Genomic DNA, 13,919 nt, shown 5'->3' on the forward strand with positions numbered 1-13,919 from the left:
ACTTTTTGACCCGGCCGCCCGAGTGTACTCGCATGGCGGACCTGCTCGACGACTCCGAGATCGAAGCACAGCTTCCCGACGACTGGGACCGCGACGGCGACGAGATCGTCCGGACCTACGAGTTCGACTCCTATCTCCCCGGCGTCGGCTTCGCCTCGGGGATCGGCGGCATCGCCGAAGACGCCTGGCACCACCCCGAGATTACGATCACCTGGGGCGAGGTGGAGGTCCGGCTGACCACCCACGACGCCGGCGGCATCACGGAGAAAGACATCGACCTCGCCGAGCGGTTCGACGACGTGTACGAGTGACGCCGGACGGCGGTAAGGAGGGCGACCCGACAGGCCGCGCCGAGTACGTCCTGGGCTGTCGGTTTCGGCTCGATCCGACCCCGGCGGAGCTACGCGCCGAACCCGCCGAGTTCGAGACGAAACTCTACCCGGAGGCCGACCCGCCCGGCGAGGACGGGTGGCTGTTCTTCCGGGACAACTGCTGGCGCGGCGCGTTGAACGACCCGGACTATCTCCGTGAACAGACCGAAGACGCGCTGGGCGTCACGGTGCTGTCAGTCGACTTCCGGGAACTCCGGACCGACGAGACCTACCTCGACGCACTGAGAGCCGAGATCGCCGCCGATCTGGACCCGTTCAACGCCGACAGCACGTCCGGAGTCCTCTCGAAATACCTCGGCTCGTCGATCCGCGTGGTCGACGGCGACGGCTGAGCGACGGCCTGTCGAATCAGCACACCTTTCTTTCACGGAACATGAGTTGGAAGTATGAGTGGGTACGACGATACTACGGCGATCGAAGTCGAACTACCGACGGCGTTGCTGGCGGCGGTCGACGAGGCGGGTGCCGCCGGTGGGTACGACGGGCGGTCCGAAGCGGTGCAGGCGGCGCTCGTGGCCTGGGTCGACGCCGTCGAGGCCGAGAGCGGCGAGAGCAGTGGCGCTCTCGGCGGGTTGTCGGAGGGACTGAGTGACGTGGACGTGGACGTGGGCGTGGATGTCGGGGTCGACGAGGGATAGGAGGACGACCGGAGGGAGTCCTCCGGACTGAGTCCGGTGGCCGGCGAGAGCCGTGCGCGTCAGTCCGCGAACTTGCCGGCCGCGCGGGACCAGTCCCAGTCGCGGTGGCGCAGGCGCGGGCTCGCGTCGTCCGGAATCGCACCGTACTCCCGGAGCAGGTCCCGGATACCCGAGCCACCGCCGAAGTCGCCGCGGTACCAGCGGAACAGTTTCGGGACCGTCACGACGCCGGCCTCGGGGTCGTGATCGACGGTCGCGTCCAGATACGCGCGAGTCGCGCGGTCGAGTTGCTCGTCGATGCGGTCGGCCTCGTAGGCCCGGATCGCGGGGCAACTGGCCGCGCCGCAGTTGAGCGCGAAGTGGACCCGTGGGTCGGGGTCGGCCAGACGATACCGGCGCTCGAAGCGGCCGGCCAGGAGCCGTGGCAGGTACCCGAGGCCGTACTTCGTTCGGCTGCCACGGACGATGCCGTGTTCGATGGCGTCGAGACTCAGGTCCGTTCCGGCGACTGTGACGGCGGTCGCCCGGAAAAACCGGAAAAAGCGCAACGGACTCTCGTACAGCTCGGGCCGGCGTGAGAGCAGGAGTTGGGTGCCCGCGTTGTAACAGTTCGACCAGAAGGCCAGCGCCAGGTCCGGATCGGACCGGAGCGGTTCGAGCGCGGCCTCGTCGTAGGCGGCCAGCCGCTCCAGGTAGGGATCGGGCGAGTCGTCAGCCCGGACGGCGGCGAGGAGTTTCCGGGCACAGTCGGTCGGGGCGAGGTCCGGTGTGGTCTCTCGCACCGTCGTCTTCTCACCCAGCGGGGTCGCCCCGTCGCTCATGGAAGTACGGGAGGCTCGTGCGTCAAAAAGCGTTGTGCGGTCCGGTACCGGTCGCGCACACGCCCGTCGCCGGCTCTGTAGTCGCCGTACACAGAGCCCATATCATTAACAAAGCTTCGTCGCTAGGGGACCCATGGCAAACGAGCCGACGACGCTCGCGGAGACGACGAGTCTCTGCCCGGCGTGTCTGGAACGGGTCCCCGGGACCTACGAGGACCGGGGCGACGGGGTGCATCTCACGCGGACGTGTCCGGACCACGGGACGACCAGCCGGCAGGTCTGGGGCTCGCGCGACCACTGGGAGTGGGCGGACGCCTTCGGCCCCGACTTCTCGACCGACACCGACGAGGTGGACCTGACCGTCGAGAACGACCACGCCTGTCTGGCGGTGGTCGAGGTCACCTCGGACTGCAACCTCTCGTGTTCGTACTGTTTCGCGAGTTCCGGGCCGGGCGGCAAGCACCGCCCGACCGCGGAGATCGTCGAGCTGCTGGAGACCGTCAGATCCGAGGGCGGCCCGCGGCCCATCCAGTTCTCGGGCGGGGAGCCCACAGTGCGGGCGGACCTGCCGGACCTCGTGGAGCGCGCCCGGGAGATGGGGTTCGAACACGTCCAGGTGAACACGAACGGGCTGAAACTGGCGACCGTCGATGGGTACGCCGGCCGGCTGGCAGCGGCGGGTGTCACCGCGGTCTACCTGCAGTTCGACGGCCTGCGACCGGAGACATACGAGGCGATACGGGAGGTCGATATCGCGGCCGAAAAGCGCGAGGCCATCGCAGCCTGCCGGGACGCGAACCTGCCGGTCGTGCTGGTGCCGACCGTGGTCCCGGGGACTAACGACGACGAGATGGGCGACATCGTGCGGTTCGGCCTGGAGAACGCGGACGTGGTGCAGTCGATCAATTTCCAGCCGGTGGCTCACTTCGGCCGGTACGCCGAGAGCGAGGGTCGATTTCCGCTTGACGAGGTGGCGCGCCGGCTCGCGGCGCAGGTGGACGCGCTCGACCCGCGGGACCTCCTGCCGATCCCCTGCTGTTCGTCGTACTGTCAGCTGGCGACGGCACTCAAACCCGACGACGACGGCGGAGCGACGGCACTGACGACGTTCATCGACGACGATACGTTCGACTCGCTGTCCGGACTGGTCGACGAGGGCGACTGGATGGAGTTGCTGGCGAACACGACCGCCGGGAAAGAGCGGGCCTGTTCGGCGGCGGGCTGTTGTGGCGGGATGGACCTCCCCGCGGGCGCGGCGGACCTGTTCGATCAGGTCCTGCCGGTCTCGATCACGGGGTTCATGGACGCCGACGCCGCCGACGTGGAGCGGCTGGACAACTGCTGTATCTCCGTCCCGACGCCGGACGGCGACCTCGTGCCGTTCTGTGGCTACAACATGACGACCGAGGACGGCGACTACGCGCTCCGGAACCGTCACGACTGGGGCGGCCGGCCCGCAGTCGAGGCCCCCGAACTCGCGGACCTCGACGTGGACGACCCGCCGGCCGCCGACGGGGGCGAGGGCGAGACGGTCCCGGAGGAGGGTGACTGACCGTGCAGAACCCACTCGACGCCGCGCTGGCGAACCCCTGGGGCGCGCTCCGGCGCGTGCTGGGTGACCCCCTCCACCCTGGTGGGACCGACGCGACCCGGCGATTGCTCGACCGCGCTGACGTGGGCGCGGACACGCGACTGCTCGACGCGGGCTGTGGTGCAGGCGGGGCGCTCGACCTGGCCCGCGACCGCGGCGCGCGGGCGGTCGGACTGGATCGCGACCCGGGCGGCGACGGCGCGGTCCGGGGCGACCTGACGGCGCTCCCCGTCCGGACTGGTGGCGTGGAGGTGGTGCTCTCGGAGTGTGTCCTCTGTCTGGCCGACGACGTGGACGCGGCGCTGGCGGAGAGCCGGCGCGTCCTCGGTCCGGGCGGCCGACTCGCCCTCTCGGACGTGGTCGTCGACGGCGACGTGCCCGACCTCCCCGAGCCAGTCGCGCAGGCGCTCTGTCTCACCGGCGAGCGCGAGCGGGCGGCACTCCTCGACCGGATCGAAGGGCATAGCTTCGCCCTCGGCGAGGTCCGCGATCACCGCGAGGACCTGCTGGCCATGCGCGAGCAGGTCGCGGCCGCCGTCGACTACGAGGGCCTGCTGGGGCTGTTCGGTGCGCGAGGGGACCGACTCCTGGCGGGTATCGAGGACCTCGAAGCCGCCGTCGAGGACGGTCGGGTCAGCTACGTCTCGCTGGTCGCGACCGCGGAGTGAGCGGGACGACGACGGCAACTTACTCCTCCAACCGGGCCGTCGCGACGACGACGCTCCCGCCGTAGTAGTCGTCGACCGACGCCGTGGGGAAGGCCGTCGCCAGTGCGTCGGTTACCTCGGTCTCGGAGATCCAGTTCGTACTCGCCCGGAACAGGGGGAGGATCACGGGATTGAGAACGCGCCAGGGGAGCGACTGGAACGGGCGGGCGTCCAGCACCGCGAACCGGCCGCCGGGCGCGAGGACCGACCGGGTGGCGTCGAGGACGGCTCCGGGGTCGGGCATCGCGCTGAGCGACATCGCGGCGTAGGCGGCGTCGAAGGAACCGGTGACGGGGAGCGTCGCGGCGTCGGCCCGGACCACGTGGACGTTCTCCCAACCTGCTTCGCGGACGGTCTCGCGGGCGCGTTCGACCATCCCGGCGCTGTAGTCGAGGCCGACGACGGTTCCATCGGGGCCGACGCGCTCGCGGAGGGCCGCGAAGTTGGTCCCCGGCCCACAGCCGAGTTCGAGGACGCGTTCGCCGTGGTCGAGCGCGAGCGCCTCGACGCCGCGCCGGCGGAAGGTCCCCTCGCGACCGAAGAACGCCAGCCCGTAGAGGAGCCGCTGCGCGCCGGTGTGGCGACTCCACCAGTCGTAGAGCCGCTGACCGCGCGTGCTCACGCTCTCACCCGTGGGATGGTGAGCGGGTCCAGCGCCGTCTGCGAGTCTGTCATTGGGTTGGCCCTTCGACCGGCATCGGAAAGGGGATTTCGGCGGGCGGCGCACGACCCCGGGCGGCGACAACGCTTTCTGCGCCCGGGGAGACAGGCGCAGGCATGGGGACGACGCCACAGCCGGGGGGCACAGTCGACGAACCGATCACGCTGTCGACGGGGGAGACGGTCTCGGTGCCGCTATCGACGGACGCGACGGTGTACGGCGCGATCTTCTCGGCCGACCGGGGGGCCGTCGACGAGTTGCTCCCGCGGGGACTCGCGCCGATCCGGGCCACGCCGCGGCGCGCGGCGGTGACCGTCCTCGCCGTCGAGTACCACCGGATCGGCGACGACATCATGACGCCCTACGACGAGTTCAGCGTCATGTTCCCGGCCGTCGAGGCCGGGGAGCGTTCCTGGCCGCTCGCGTCGCTGGCCACCCACGGTGCGTCGGGGTACGTCTGGTACCTGCCGGTCACGACCGAACCCGCGAAGGCGCTCGGCGTCGACATCTGGGGGTACCCGAAGGAGGTCGCCGAGATCGACCACGACGACCACGTGGCCGGGCGGCGAACGACCGTCAGAGCCGACGGCCAGGACGTGATCACGCTGGACGTGGAGAAGGCGCCAGCAATCGACCAGGTGCAAGACGGCGCGTCCTACACCGTCAAGGACGGGCAGATCCTCCGTGAGCCGCTGACGCTGGACGGGAACCTCGGCGGGTGGCCCTGCTCGGCCCAGGTGGAGTGGACGCTGGGGGACCACCCACGAGCCGACCGGCTCCGGGAGCTGGATCTGGGGTCGCGGGCGCTGGCGCGGCTCTGGTTCGACGGCGAGTTCGTGATCGGGGCCGGCGAGCCCGTCGGGACGGTCTGACGGGGCCGAGCAGGTCGTGCATCCCCGTTTCGTCCGGTGGTACGCGGCCCCGAAACGGACAGAAGGCACTTATCGACTAATCCCGTAGCCACACGATCCCGAGTCAGATGGTGTCCTACGACTTCTGGTTGCTCGATCTCGACGGCACGCTGGTCGACGTCCAGCCCGACTACGTCAGCGGCGTGTTCGAGGAGGTCGGGGACCGCCTCGGTCGCGGGTTCACCGACCGGGAGGCCGAGATCATCTGGCACGGTCTGGGCGGGTCGCGCAACGAGCAACTGGCCGAGTGGGGCGTCGACGTGGCGCAGTTCTGGAAGACGTTCCACGACGTGGAGGACGCCCAGGCCCGGGCCCGACACACCTACCTCTACGACGACGCCGACTTCGTCGCGGACCTGGACGCCCCGGTCGGCCTCGTCACGCACTGTCAGCAGTACCTCACCGATCCCGTGCTGGACCGGCTGGACATCCGCGACTGGTTCGACACCGTCGTCTGCTGTACCGAGGAGATCGGCTGGAAACCAGACCCCGGGCCGGTCGAGCTGGCCATGGACGATCTCGGTGTCGGCTACAATGGACACGCGGGTGTCCCCGCGAGCCGAGCGAGCGGGGGCTCGGAAGCGCATCGCGTTTCCGGTGTCCTCGCGGGCGACGGCCCGCACGACATCGGCGCGGCCTGGAACGCCGGCCTCGACGGCATCCACGTCGAGCGCCACGACCCGCACCGCCGGGGCCAGTGCGTGCTGGGCGACCGCCGGATCGAGAGCTTCTCCGAACTCGGCGGCGAGTCGACGGCGGGCGACTGAGTTCTACGCCGACTCGTATCCCGGCAGATCGGCCAGCACCGACCCGACGTTCGCCACGGCATCGGCCAGCGCCGTGACGCCCTCTTTCCCGGTCCGGTCGGGATTGGCCAGCACGCGCACGTCCTGCTCGCCCAGCGACACGAACCCGAGGCCGAGTTTCGCGGCGGTCGCCCGCAGGCCAAGTCCCGCGTCGGCGTCACCGGCCAGCACCTTCCGGGCAGGGCTCTCGTGGGCTTTCACCGTGAGTTCGTAGCCGTCGATGGCGTCGGTCAGCTCGCGGCGGGCGGTGTCGCGTTCCTCTGCCAGCGAGTCCAGGGCGTCGTCCAGCGCCGCCCGGAGCCCGGAGTTCGTCCCGCGGTTGAGCAGGCGCAGGTCGTCGTCCACGAGGTCCGCCACGCCGTCCACGTCGTCGGGGTTGTTCTCGGGGACGAGCAGGCCCCACTCGCGGGTCCAGCCGCCCAGGTCCTCGTGGTCGGCGGCGACCTCGGGGTCACCGGCGGCGACGGCCGCGTCCGGCACGCCGTTGCGCAGACGGCGCAGGCCCTCCCGGGTCCCCAGCGAGAGGGAGCGCGGCCGGTCGAGGCGGTCGAGCAGTCGGGAGAGCGCGGGGTCGTCCTCGCCGACGGCGTAGAGCGAGGGGGCGCGGACGTCCGGCGAGAACAACTGGACCGTGACGGACTCGCCCGCCGCGAGGTACTCCGTCTCGGCGGGGACCTCGACGATGCCGTCGGCCTCGACGAGGCTCGTCGTCGCGCCGCTGCCCTTGTCGACGGGGTAGACGAGGGTGTCGCCGTGTTCGTCTTCGACCAATCCGACGGGCATCAGCCGCCGGCGACCCTCGGCGTAGCGTTCCTCGACGGCCATCGCGCCGTCGACGGTCGCGGCTCGTGGCTCGGGCAGGCCGGCGGCCTCGCGGATCGCAGGCGCGACGAACGTCCGGAAGATGGTGAGGGCCGAAACTGGATAGCCCGGCAGCCCGACGTACGCCGACGGCGAGTCGCCGCCGTCGAGCCGACCGATCAGCATCGGCTTGCCGGGTTTGACCGCGACGCCGTGGAGGAGGAGTTCGCCCCGCTCCTCGATCACCCGATAGATCACGTCGACGGCGGAGGCGCTGGTCGAGCCCGACGAGAGGACGAGATCGCACTCGCTCGCGGCCTCCGTGAGAATGTCCTCCATCTCTTCGTAGTCGTCGCCCGCGTGGGGGTAGAGGACCGCCTCGCCGCCGGCCTCCTCGACGGCCGTGGCGGTCGTGTAGCTGTTCACGTCGTAGATCTGGCCGGCGTCGGAGTTCAGGTCCGCGCCGGGCCGGACGAGTTCGTCACCCGTCGAGATGATGCCGACTCTGGGCTTCGCGCGGACGGGCACTTCGTCGACGCCCAGGGCCGAGAGCAGACCGATCTCGCGGGGTGTGAGTTCAGTGCCGGGGCCGAGGGTGCGCTCGCCGGCGGCCACGTCCGCGCCCGCGAGCATCACGCTGTCGCCGGGGGCGAGGGCGGTGCGGACCAGTACTGCCTCGCCACCGTCCGCTTCGTCCGTCTTCTCCACCATCACCACCGAGTCCGCACCGGGCGGCATGACCGCGCCCGTCGAGATCTCGGCGGCGGTGCCGTCCTCGACGGTCACGTCGGGTTCCGCGCCGGCGTGGACTTCGCCAACGAGGTCGAGGCGAGCGGGGTCTGCTTCGTCCGCGCCGAAGGTGTCGCGGGCCCGGACCGCGTAGCCGTCCATCGACGCGCGGTCGAACCCGGGCACGTCCAGTTCGGCGTCGATCCGCTCGGCCAGCACGCGGCCCCGGGCCTCCCGGAGCGGGACGGTCTCGGTGCCCCCACCCAGATCCAGCGAGGCGATGGCGTCGTGGGCGTCCTCGGGCGGCGCGAGGTCGCGGAACTCCTTGCGGTCTGTCATTTTCTCACCCCTGGTGAGAAAATGACGCTCGGAAGTCGCAGCCCCGCACAGCGAGCGGAGCGAGCGAGCAGGAACGCCTTCCGGTGGCTCATGGAGACCACTCCCAGTCCTGCACCGCGACGCGTTCACCCTCCGGAATCCCCTCGCGTTCCTCGGGGACGACGACCCAGCCGTCGGCCAGCGCGACCGAGGAGAGGACACCCGCGCCGCTCGCTCTGGTGGGAACGGCCCGCGGTACGTCCTCTGAGTCCTCGATTGCGGGACTGTCCCGGTCGAGCTGCACGCGGGCGAACGTCCGGACGCCGGGTTCGCTGGCGATCTTTCGGTCGAGGACGGCCTCGGTCTCGGGCAGCGCCGAGATGGGCATGTGCCCGGCCCACTTCGTCGCTGGGCGGAGCAACTGGAGGGCGTTGACGATGCAGGCCACCGGATAGCCCGGGAGCATGATGACAGGGGTCTCCTCGACGACGCCGAAGCCGGCGGGGTGGCCGGGTTTGACGGCGACACCGTGGACCAGCACCTCGCCGAGGTCGTCGACGACAGAGGGGAGGAGGTCGCGCTCGCCGACGGAGGAGCCGCCGGTGGTGACGATCATGTCCTTCGTGAGGTCGCGCTGGATGGCCGCCCGGAGCGCGTGTTCGTCGTCGGTGACGACGTTGCGGTACTCGGGGACGCCGCCCCAGCGCTCGACGTACTGGGCGACGGTCAACCCGTTAGTCTCGACGATCTCGCCCGGGGCGGGGTCGGCCTGGACGAGTTCCTCCCCGGTCGGGACGACGCCGACGGTCGGTGGCTGGTAACACTCGGTTTCAGTGACGCCGGTCGATTTCAGCAGGCCGATGTCGGAAGGGCGCAACTGGTGGCCCGGTTCGTAGAGGGGGCGCCCAGACGCAACGTCCTCGCCGGCAGGGGCGACGTTCTCTCCCTCGCCGACGGCGTCGAAGATCTCCACGTCCTCGGCGACGGTATCGGTTTGCTCGACCATCACGACCGCGTCCGCGCCGGGCGGGAGTTCGCTCCCGGTGTGGACGCGCACGGCCTCCCCGGGGACGACTTCGTCGCCGTCCTCGGCGTGGCCGCCCACTCGCAGGACGGCGGGCGAGCGGTCGCCGGCACCGAAGGTGTCCTTCGCCCGGACGGCGAACCCGTCCATGGCCGCCCGGTCGTAGTGAGGGACGGCTCGGCGGGCCGTCACTGACTCGGCGACGGTCCGGCCCGCGGCCGTCGACAGCGGGACAGTCTCGGTCCGGTCGTGGGGGGTGACCGCCTCCCGGAGTCGCTCGCGGGCCTCGGCGATCGGCGTCACGTCCTTGAAGCCCGACTCGCGTGGGTCAGTCATACCGCTCCGTTGGGACGGGGCGGGCAAAAAGCGTCGGGCGAACGAGCGCGGGACGGAAACACGAGGCGCGACCGCGGGCTTTTTCGCCTATCAGTCCCTAGCTGTCCCCATGTCAGCGCTGCGCGATGCGTTGCGGGACCTCCCCGAGACGGTGTTTGCAGACCTGCTGGAGAGCGACGACACCTATCTCCTGGTGATCGACCTGCCGGGAGCGACGGCCGAGACGGTCGACGTGCAGGTGTCCGCAGGCCGGTTGGAAATCGAGGCGCGGCGCGAGAAGGACCTCCCCACGGAGTTCCGCTACGTCGAGGAGGAACGCGCGCTCTTTCTGGACGCCGAACTCCCCTTGCCGCCGGACGCGACGGGTGCCGACGCCGAGGGCACCGTCGACCGGGGCGTCCTGGAACTCCGCCTGCCGAAGGCGGGTGCCAAGCCGGACGCGTCAATTCCCATCGCGGACGCGGACGCCTGACGCCGAGGTGGCCGCTCGGTGAACCTCCGCGCGTACCGACGGTTCCTCACCGTCGCACGGCAGTTTCTGCCGCTGTTGCTCGCCTACGCCCGCGACCGGAACCGGTTCCTGCTGTTCGGCAAGTCCCGGCAGGTCTCGGCCGAACAGCGCCGCAAGCGGGCCGCAACGCTACTCGACTCCCTGCTGACGCTCGGGCCGACCTTCATCAAACTCGGCCAGCTGCTCTCGACACGGCCGGACATCCTGCCCCCCGAGTACATCGACGAATTCACCAAACTCCAGGACGAGGTGCCCCCCGCGCCGTGGGCGGAGGCCAAGCAGGTCCTCGAAGCGGAGCTGGGACCGGTCGAGGAACACTTCGAGAACTTCGACACCGACTCGATCAGCGGCGCGAGTCTCGGCCAGGTGTACTACGCCGAGACCGAGAACGGCCCCGTCGCGGTGAAGATCCGGCGGCCCGGTATCGAGGACCTCGTGGAGGCCGACCTGCGCGTCATCAGGTGGTCGGTGCCGATCATCATGCGGTTCGTGGACGAGACGCGGTCGTTCTCGCTGGAGACGCTGGCCGACGAGTTCGCCAAGACGATCCGCCAGGAGATGAACTACGAGCGCGAGCGGCGGATGCTCGAAGAGATCAGCGAAAACTTCGCCCAAGACCAGCGGGTCCGGATTCCCGACGTGGACGAGTCCCGCTCCACGGGACGGGTCCTCACGATGGAGTACGTTCCGGGGACGAAGATCTCGAACATCCGTGAACTCGACGATCTGGGCGTCGACCGGACCGAAATCGCCGAGACGCTCCAGCGGGTTTATCTCCAGATGATCGTCGAGGACGGCGTGTTCCACGCCGACCCCCATCCCGGAAATCTGGCCGTGCAGGAGGACGGGACCCTGGTGTTCTACGACTTCGGCATGTCGGGGTACGTGGACGCGTTCATCCAGGAGAAGATCATCGACTTCTACATGGCCGTGGCCGAGCAGGACACCGACGCCATCCTGGACACGCTCATCGAGATGGGGACGCTCAGTCCGGAGGCCGACCGCGAGGTGATGGGCGACGTGATGGAACTGGCCATCGCGGACGCTCGCGGCGAAGACATCGAGCAGTACCGCGTCCAGCAGATCGTCCAGCAGGTCGAGGACACCATCTACGAGTTCCCCCTGCGCCTGCCCGCGAACCTCGCGCTGGTCCTCCGCGTGGCGACGGTCGTCGAAGGCGTCTGTGTCACGCTCGATCCCGACTTCGACTTCATCTCCGTCGCGACCGACTACCTGGGCGATCAGGGCTACGTCGAGGCCGGCATCCGCCAGTTCGTCGAGGACCGCGCCGACGAGGTCCAGCAGGCCGCCCAATCGGCGCTGCGAACGCCGCCGAAACTGGAGCAGACGCTCGACCGGATCGAGCGCGACGACCTCCGGGTCAACGCCGACATCGAGGACTCCGATGGGTTGCTGGCGACGCTGGCGAAACGGCTGGTCTACGGGATGGTCCTCTCGGCCGGCATCGTCTCAACGGCGGTCCTGTACGCGTTCAGCACCGTCGAAGCCGCCGGCGTGGCCGGCGGGGGAACCCTGCTGGTTGCGGGCCTGCTGTACTGGTCGTTCCGGAGCAAGCGCGGCATCAGTGCCCAACCCCAGTTCACCCGCCAGAGCATGCGCGAACGGCAGGACGGACCCGGTGACGAAGAGTCGGCCGTCGGCGAGATCGGCCTCGGGGCCGGGTTCGGCCCGGATGTGGAGGAGGGCGAGGACGGTGCGGCCGGGGACGCGGACGCCGACCGTTCGAGCGGCACCACCGTCGCGGTCGAGGACGGCGGCGGTCAAAGCGAGACGGGGACCGACATCGACGTGACCGCCGCCGACGACGAGGACGAGTCCGGGGCCGGGTCCAGGTCCTGATCGGCGAAAGTGCTACGGGCCGCGGCCCAGTTCTCGGTCCTATGCCAGCCATCGCCGAGGGCGACGTCGTCACCTACGAGCGCACCTTCTCCGAGTCCGACGTACGCGAGTTCGCCGACCTCTCGAACGACCGCCAGCCGCGCCACCTCGACCCCGACGATGACGGTCGGCTGATGGTCCACGGGCTCCTGACCGCGACGCTCCCGACGAAGATCGGGGGCGATAACGAGGTGCTGGCCAGTCATATGGAGTTCGACTTCCGTCGGCCGGTCTACACGGGTCAGCGGGTCCGGTGTGACGTGACGTTCACCGAGGTCACCGAAGGTACCGACCGCGACGAGGTGCGGGCCGACATCGAGTGTACGGTCGAGGGCGAGACTGTGTTGTCCGGTGCGTTCGAGGGCGTCGTGTTACGGTGAGAATCCGGCGCGAGCGGGACGGATCGCATCCAAACCGTTTATACTCGTACACTGAATACCGCGGGACATGGCGAGACAGCAGACAGAGGTTCGCGAACTCGACGAGGGAAGTTACGTCATGATGGACGACACACCCTGTGAGATCGACTCCTACAGCACGGCCAAGCCGGGCAAACACGGCAGTGCGAAGGCCCGTATCGAGGGCAAGGGTGTGTTCGACGGCAAGAAGCGCAACCTCTCTCAGCCCGTCGACGCGAAGATCTGGGTCCCGATCATCGAGCGCAAACAGGGCCAGGTCGTCAACGTGGAGAGTGCCGACGTGGCACAGGTCATGGACCTGGACACCTACGACACGATTACGATGAAAGTGCCCGAGGACATCGACCTGTCGCCCGACGACGACATCGAGTATCTCGAGTACGAGGAACAGCGCAAGATCGTCCGCAGCTAATGTTTCCCGGCGCGCGGGCCCACCGGGACTCCACCGCCGGAATGCGTTCCGGCGAACCCTCAGTCGCTGCCGCTCCCGGGAACACCGCTGGAACGGATTCCAGCGAGCCCCCGGTCGCCGACGCTCCCGGGAATGCCGCATACGTCGTCGTCGGCGCACCGCTCGACGCCTCGACGACGTTCCAGCCCGGCACCCGGTTCGGCCCGCGCCGCGTTCGCCACTTCGCCGAATCCTTCGACGACTACGATCACCACACCGACCAGCACTTTACCGACCTCGACGTAGCTGACCACGGCAACATCGGTCCGACAGACGACACCGAAGAGTATCTGGACTTTCTGCGGGGCACGCTCGAAGACGTACGCGAGGAGGGCGCGATTCCCGTAACTATCGGCGGCGAACACACCGTCACCGTCGCGGGCGTCCGCGCCGTCGATCCGGACGTCTTCGTCTGTCTCGACGCGCATCTCGACCTCCGAGAATCCTACGCAAACAACCCGCTGAGTCACGCGACCGTCACCCACCACGCCCTGTCGGTGGCCGACGAGGCCATCGTGCTGGGGGCACGCACCGGGAGCGAGACCGAGTGGGACCGTGCCAGCGAGGCCGACGTGACGGTCGTCCCGCCGGCCGAGGTGGCCGACTGGGAGCCACCGGCGGCCGTGCGGGCGGACCGGACCTACCTGAGCGTGGACATCGACGCGGCCGATCCCGGGTTCGCGCCGGGGACGGGCACGCTCGAACCGTTCGGCCTCGAACCCCGCGAGATGCACGACGCGGTGCGGGCGGTCGCGCCCCACGCCGACGGGTTCGACGTAGTGGAGGTCAACGACGGCGACGACGGACAGGCGGCGACGCTGGCGGCGAAGCTCCTGCGCGCGTTCGTCTTCGCTCACGCCGCCGGCGAGTGATCGACGGCGTCCCGGCACGTAGCTTTTAGACG

The 13,919-nt window shown here is 69.6% G+C and carries 16 protein-coding genes; 12 read left to right on the plus strand and 4 right to left on the minus strand.

The annotated features are described in order from the left end of the window. Nucleotides 1–32: 32 nt before the first annotated feature. Genes MU521_RS09900 through MU521_RS09910 form a run of 3 tightly spaced genes read left to right on the plus strand, consistent with a single transcriptional unit; the run spans nucleotide 33 to nucleotide 1,030 of the window. Nucleotides 33–311 (plus strand): 4a-hydroxytetrahydrobiopterin dehydratase, encoded by a 279-nt coding sequence (locus tag MU521_RS09900; protein ID WP_092691932.1) that lies wholly within the window; start codon nucleotides 33–35, stop codon nucleotides 309–311. Further along, nucleotides 308–724, plus strand: coding sequence for an LWR-salt protein (gene lwrS / locus MU521_RS09905; protein ID WP_217630143.1), 417 nt, complete (start codon nucleotides 308–310; stop codon nucleotides 722–724). The genes MU521_RS09900 and lwrS overlap by 4 nt, the downstream gene beginning before the upstream one ends. Nucleotides 725–778: 54 nt before the next feature. Beyond that, nucleotides 779–1,030, plus strand: coding sequence for a ribbon-helix-helix domain-containing protein (locus tag MU521_RS09910; protein WP_092691934.1), 252 nt, complete (start codon nucleotides 779–781; stop codon nucleotides 1,028–1,030). A 59-nt stretch (nucleotides 1,031–1,089) separates the two neighbouring features. On the opposite strand, the gene MU521_RS09915 is transcribed toward MU521_RS09910, so the two are convergent. Next, nucleotides 1,090–1,851 (minus strand): DUF547 domain-containing protein, encoded by a 762-nt coding sequence (locus MU521_RS09915; protein WP_092691937.1) that lies wholly within the window; start codon nucleotides 1,849–1,851, stop codon nucleotides 1,090–1,092. 133 nt (nucleotides 1,852–1,984) lie between these two features. Here MU521_RS09915 and MU521_RS09920 point away from each other — a divergent pair, with 133 nt between their 5' ends. Together MU521_RS09920 and MU521_RS09925 are read left to right on the plus strand one after the other, a co-directional pair. Beyond that, nucleotides 1,985–3,403: a radical SAM protein gene (locus MU521_RS09920; RefSeq protein WP_092691939.1), complete on the plus strand. Its 1,419-nt coding sequence runs from the start codon at nucleotides 1,985–1,987 to the stop codon at nucleotides 3,401–3,403. A gap of 2 nt (nucleotides 3,404–3,405) precedes the next feature. Beyond that, nucleotides 3,406–4,110, plus strand: coding sequence for a class I SAM-dependent methyltransferase (locus MU521_RS09925; protein ID WP_092691941.1), 705 nt, complete (start codon nucleotides 3,406–3,408; stop codon nucleotides 4,108–4,110). A 19-nt stretch (nucleotides 4,111–4,129) separates the two neighbouring features. On the opposite strand, the gene MU521_RS09930 is transcribed toward MU521_RS09925, so the two are convergent. Continuing rightward, on the minus strand, nucleotides 4,130–4,771 hold the full coding sequence (locus MU521_RS09930; protein ID WP_092691943.1) for a class I SAM-dependent methyltransferase: 642 nt from the start codon (nucleotides 4,769–4,771) through the stop codon (nucleotides 4,130–4,132). A 155-nt stretch (nucleotides 4,772–4,926) separates the two neighbouring features. Here MU521_RS09930 and MU521_RS09935 point away from each other — a divergent pair, with 155 nt between their 5' ends. After that, nucleotides 4,927–5,682 (plus strand): acetoacetate decarboxylase family protein, encoded by a 756-nt coding sequence (locus MU521_RS09935; RefSeq protein WP_092691946.1) that lies wholly within the window; start codon nucleotides 4,927–4,929, stop codon nucleotides 5,680–5,682. 107 nt (nucleotides 5,683–5,789) lie between these two features. After that, nucleotides 5,790–6,488 (plus strand): HAD family hydrolase, encoded by a 699-nt coding sequence (locus MU521_RS09940; RefSeq protein WP_092691949.1) that lies wholly within the window; start codon nucleotides 5,790–5,792, stop codon nucleotides 6,486–6,488. Between the two features lie 3 nt (nucleotides 6,489–6,491). Here the strand turns inward: MU521_RS09940 and MU521_RS09945 are convergent, their stop codons facing one another. Both MU521_RS09945 and MU521_RS09950 read right to left on the minus strand, forming a co-directional pair. Continuing rightward, a complete protein-coding gene (locus MU521_RS09945) occupies nucleotides 6,492–8,396 on the minus strand; it encodes a molybdopterin biosynthesis protein (protein WP_092691952.1) in 1,905 nt (634 codons plus the stop codon). Between the two features lie 88 nt (nucleotides 8,397–8,484). Then, nucleotides 8,485–9,735, minus strand: a complete 1,251-nt coding sequence (locus tag MU521_RS09950) for a molybdopterin molybdotransferase MoeA (RefSeq protein WP_092691954.1) — start codon at nucleotides 9,733–9,735, stop codon at nucleotides 8,485–8,487. A 109-nt stretch (nucleotides 9,736–9,844) separates the two neighbouring features. On the opposite strand from MU521_RS09950, the gene MU521_RS09955 reads away from it, so the two are divergent. The 5 genes from MU521_RS09955 (at nucleotide 9,845) to MU521_RS09975 (ending at nucleotide 13,887) form a co-directional block, all read left to right on the plus strand. Continuing rightward, nucleotides 9,845–10,207 carry an Hsp20/alpha crystallin family protein gene (locus MU521_RS09955; RefSeq protein ID WP_092691957.1) on the plus strand — a complete coding sequence of 121 codons (363 nt, stop codon included), beginning with the start codon at nucleotides 9,845–9,847 and terminating at the stop codon, nucleotides 10,205–10,207. 18 nt (nucleotides 10,208–10,225) lie between these two features. After that, nucleotides 10,226–12,106, plus strand: coding sequence for an ABC1 kinase family protein (locus tag MU521_RS09960; RefSeq protein WP_092691961.1), 1,881 nt, complete (start codon nucleotides 10,226–10,228; stop codon nucleotides 12,104–12,106). Nucleotides 12,107–12,147: 41 nt separating this feature from the next. Further along, nucleotides 12,148–12,525: a MaoC/PaaZ C-terminal domain-containing protein gene (locus tag MU521_RS09965; RefSeq protein ID WP_092691965.1), complete on the plus strand. Its 378-nt coding sequence runs from the start codon at nucleotides 12,148–12,150 to the stop codon at nucleotides 12,523–12,525. A gap of 67 nt (nucleotides 12,526–12,592) precedes the next feature. Next, entirely contained in the window at nucleotides 12,593–12,976 is a 384-nt protein-coding gene (locus tag MU521_RS09970) for a translation initiation factor IF-5A (RefSeq protein WP_092691967.1), read from the plus strand. Continuing rightward, nucleotides 12,976–13,887, plus strand: coding sequence for an arginase family protein (locus MU521_RS09975; RefSeq protein WP_092691969.1), 912 nt, complete (start codon nucleotides 12,976–12,978; stop codon nucleotides 13,885–13,887). Before MU521_RS09970 ends, MU521_RS09975 begins: the two co-directional genes overlap by 1 nt. Nucleotides 13,888–13,919 lie beyond the last annotated feature (32 nt).

Origin of the sequence: Halorientalis regularis (genome assembly GCF_023698535.1) — an archaeon.
Lineage (GTDB): Archaea > Halobacteriota > Halobacteria > Halobacteriales > Haloarculaceae > Halorientalis > Halorientalis regularis.

What these genes read in the sequence shown, in the direction of transcription:
- MU521_RS09900 (WP_092691932.1), top strand. Translation starts at nt 33, where the DNA reads ATGGCGGACCTGCTCGACGACTCCGAGATCGAAGCACAGCTTCCCGAC.
- MU521_RS09910 (WP_092691934.1), top strand. Translation starts at nt 779, where the DNA reads ATGAGTGGGTACGACGATACTACGGCGATCGAAGTCGAACTACCGACG.
- MU521_RS09915 (WP_092691937.1), bottom strand. Translation starts at nt 1,851, where the DNA reads ATGAGCGACGGGGCGACCCCGCTGGGTGAGAAGACGACGGTGCGAGAG.
- MU521_RS09920 (WP_092691939.1), top strand. Translation starts at nt 1,985, where the DNA reads ATGGCAAACGAGCCGACGACGCTCGCGGAGACGACGAGTCTCTGCCCG.
- MU521_RS09935 (WP_092691946.1), top strand. Translation starts at nt 4,927, where the DNA reads ATGGGGACGACGCCACAGCCGGGGGGCACAGTCGACGAACCGATCACG.
- MU521_RS09940 (WP_092691949.1), top strand. Translation starts at nt 5,790, where the DNA reads ATGGTGTCCTACGACTTCTGGTTGCTCGATCTCGACGGCACGCTGGTC.
- MU521_RS09945 (WP_092691952.1), bottom strand. Translation starts at nt 8,396, where the DNA reads ATGACAGACCGCAAGGAGTTCCGCGACCTCGCGCCGCCCGAGGACGCC.
- MU521_RS09950 (WP_092691954.1), bottom strand. Translation starts at nt 9,735, where the DNA reads ATGACTGACCCACGCGAGTCGGGCTTCAAGGACGTGACGCCGATCGCC.
- MU521_RS09955 (WP_092691957.1), top strand. Translation starts at nt 9,845, where the DNA reads ATGTCAGCGCTGCGCGATGCGTTGCGGGACCTCCCCGAGACGGTGTTT.
- MU521_RS09965 (WP_092691965.1), top strand. Translation starts at nt 12,148, where the DNA reads ATGCCAGCCATCGCCGAGGGCGACGTCGTCACCTACGAGCGCACCTTC.
- MU521_RS09970 (WP_092691967.1), top strand. Translation starts at nt 12,593, where the DNA reads ATGGCGAGACAGCAGACAGAGGTTCGCGAACTCGACGAGGGAAGTTAC.
- MU521_RS09975 (WP_092691969.1), top strand. Translation starts at nt 12,976, where the DNA reads ATGTTTCCCGGCGCGCGGGCCCACCGGGACTCCACCGCCGGAATGCGT.